General features: G+C 43.9%; 2 protein-coding genes and 1 pseudogene. 2 read left to right on the top strand and 1 reads right to left on the bottom strand.

Features of this window, described 5'->3' with window-relative positions; translation table 11 throughout:
- Positions 1-205: 205 nt before the first annotated feature.
- Positions 206-814 (top strand): hypothetical protein, encoded by a 609-nt coding sequence (locus I8752_RS21860; RefSeq protein ID WP_214434382.1) that lies wholly within the window; start codon positions 206-208, stop codon positions 812-814.
- A gap of 27 nt (positions 815-841) precedes the next feature.
- Here the strand turns inward: I8752_RS21860 and I8752_RS21855 are convergent, their stop codons facing one another.
- The gene (locus tag I8752_RS21855; RefSeq protein WP_214434381.1) at positions 842-2,044 is read right to left on the bottom strand and encodes an alpha/beta hydrolase; all 1,203 of its coding nucleotides are present in this window, start codon (positions 2,042-2,044) and stop codon (positions 842-844) included.
- A 657-nt stretch (positions 2,045-2,701) separates the two neighbouring features.
- Here I8752_RS21855 and I8752_RS38660 point away from each other — a divergent pair.
- Positions 2,702-2,797 (top strand): annotated as a pseudogene (locus I8752_RS38660) (helix-turn-helix domain-containing protein); the annotation flags it as partial.

The following is a 2,797-nucleotide window of genomic DNA, read 5'->3' as shown; positions in this document are numbered from 1 at the left end:
GGAGGGGCAGAGGGGCAGAGGGGTGGAGGAGCGGAGGGGCAAAGAGGCGAGTTTTCATTCGTTATTGTTATGTGTAGTTTATGATGGCTGCTAAGAATAAAATCAACAGTGTTTCATTCCCTACACCAGTATTTCTTAAGAGATTAGAAAGTTCAATTTAACTTTTGTAATAATTAGGGAAACAACCCTTAATTGCTTTTAACTTATGACACCAGATGAGATTGAAGCAGTATTGGAAGTAGCTTTTAATAGTTGTGATGCAGCCAGCTGTCCTCTCACTGATACGCAGAAACAGATATTACTGCAAGTAGTTGAGCAAATTCAAGGAAACTCTAAATCTGGGTTGGCAGATGTTAATAATCCCTTAGATGAGCTGTCTCCTGAAGAGTTGGAAGTCTTTTTACAGTTCGTTAGGACAGAGGAACAACAAAACCGGACATGGAAAGTACAGTTACTTAACGACTGGTTGCATAACAAAGACTCTGGAGAAGTACAATTTATTCGCCAACGCTACGGTTTGCAATGGTTAAATCGTGTAGAATCATATCATTTTAATAAGTATTCCTACTTTGAGGATGCATTGAAACTGAGAGTAGGCGATCGCATTGAAGTATCTAACGCACTGTGGGAATGGGTACAAGAAGATGGCCCCTGTGCGCGAGAATGGTTTGGCTGCATCGTCCTCAAAGTTGATGAAATTAATGATGGCTATGACTCTTCAACTAATTGCCTTGTCCGCTTCTACAATGGTGGTGAGTATGAAATTCAAGGCATCTACGAATGGAATCGCTACAATTGGCGCTGGCCTCAGTAATTCGTAATTCGTAATTCGTAATTGATACTATTGGTCGAAGAGTGCCCAAGCTAAGAATCTTTCGGTATGATACAGCGCTAATTGGTTGCTGACACCACTGAAAACGGCATCAAAAGCGTGTTCTGCCCAAGGAATTGTTAGAAAAACCGCTGTGTTCCCAGATTGAAGTAAAGCTTTGTACATTTGTCTGCCAAATCGGGCTTCTACTAAATGGTCGCGGCTACCGTACACTAATAAAGTTGGGGGTACAGGATGCGTTAGGTAATTGATTGGTGAAGCAATTTGATACTGATTGGGTAATTCTTCAAGAGAACCACCAATAAATGCTTTTAAAACAGCGCGGACGTTTATCGGATCGGGACTTGGTGGTGTTTTGTATCCTTCGGGTAAGTTAACAGGGCCGTAATAGCTAACCACAGCACGGATGGGCAGTGCATCCGGTTGATAAGCTGCTAGCATTGCTAAGTGTGCGCCAGCAGAACGTCCTAAAAGTACCATACGTTCTGGGTCGGCTTCATACTCTGCCGCGTGTTGGCGAATAAAATCAAGGGCTGTACGCACATCATCTAACTGGGCTGGAAACCGATATTGCGGCGCGTGTCGATAGTCAATGGCAAAGACTGTATATCCTTGATTGGCTATGTATTGATTAAACTCAGGATCGGCGCTAGGATTGCCTCTTTGCCAAGCTCCACCGTAGATTACTACTACTGCTGGATATTTTCCCACCTCTGGAGGTTGATAAACTTCCATTGTTAAAGACACTCCCGCGGGAGTGGCAAAAAGAATATTTGTTTGATGACGAATTTTACCTAATGGAATACCTCGAAAAGCATGAACTAAGCTAAAGGCATGGGTTTGCATCTTAGCGCTGACTTTAACTGGAATTCGCTTGAGATAGTCTGTTCCCAATCCTTGTGTCATCGCTTTTGCCATCTGCGCTTGAGTTGGTGCGATATTCACCAACACCCATCCACAAGTTAGCAATCCTATCAAACTGACAATGCAGGCTAGGCGCTGTAGTTGAGGGTGATGGATGCAGATAAAAGAAAGCAATAAAGAGAACAAATTTAATAAGAATAATCCAGGACTAATTTCTGGCGCTGCTACTCCTAGCCTGAGTAAAAACATATTAGGAGCAGGAAGAATAATCCAAGAACTGAGAAATAAACTCGCAAAACTCAGTAATAATGCTAGCGATGATAAAAATATTGTGGGTTTGAGGAACATAGAGCAAACAGGGGAGATGCGGGGACGCGGAGAAGGGGAGACGCGGAGAAAGGGAGAAGGGGAGACGCGGAGAAAGGGAGACGCGATGAAAAAGTTGGAGTCTTGGACGGGGCACTTCCTCTACTTGGGGAGCCACCCCTGTGGGCGGGTCTCCCGGAGGGGAGTGGCGTGAGACCCCAAGACCGGAGTGCCTCCGTTTTCCGTCGAGTCCAAACTTCCTTTCCCGTTGGGGGATGCAATTTGAATGATTATTAGCTTAACTAAGGTGTACGCGCAAGTCGAAAAAACCTTGTCCACAACAAATTTGATGTTTGGTAGGCTGCGCGATCGCGCAAAGTATAGCACCGTCAATGATGTTCTGTGCGTTAGGACTTTAGACCATATCTGAATTACGAATTACGAATTACGAATTAGTATTATAGCGATCGCGCTTCTGCCCCTTTACAATAGACCTCTTGCAAAAGTCCTAGATGCGTGAGACAAGTAGGATAGAGTTGGGTAGCATCTATGACCTACGAACAGGTAAAGAGTCTGAAATCAGAAGACTTTAAACGCTTGTGTGGTGTACGTCCAGATACTTTTAACGAGATGTTAGAGGTAGTGCGATCGCTTCATCGAACAAAACAGAAAACAGGGCGACCGGGTAAATTAAGCTTAGAAGACCAATTGTTGATGACATTAGAATATTGGAGAGAATACCGAACATACTTCCATATAGGTCAATCTTGGGGAGTAAATGAGTCTACGGCATAC

The sequence above is a fragment of the Dendronalium phyllosphericum CENA369 genome (assembly GCF_016056275.1).
GTDB classification, from domain to species: Bacteria; Cyanobacteriota; Cyanobacteriia; order Cyanobacteriales; family Nostocaceae; genus Dendronalium; species Dendronalium phyllosphericum.
The sequence above is the reverse complement of the archived record's forward strand: the minus strand, read 5'-3'. Positions and strand labels throughout refer to the sequence as shown.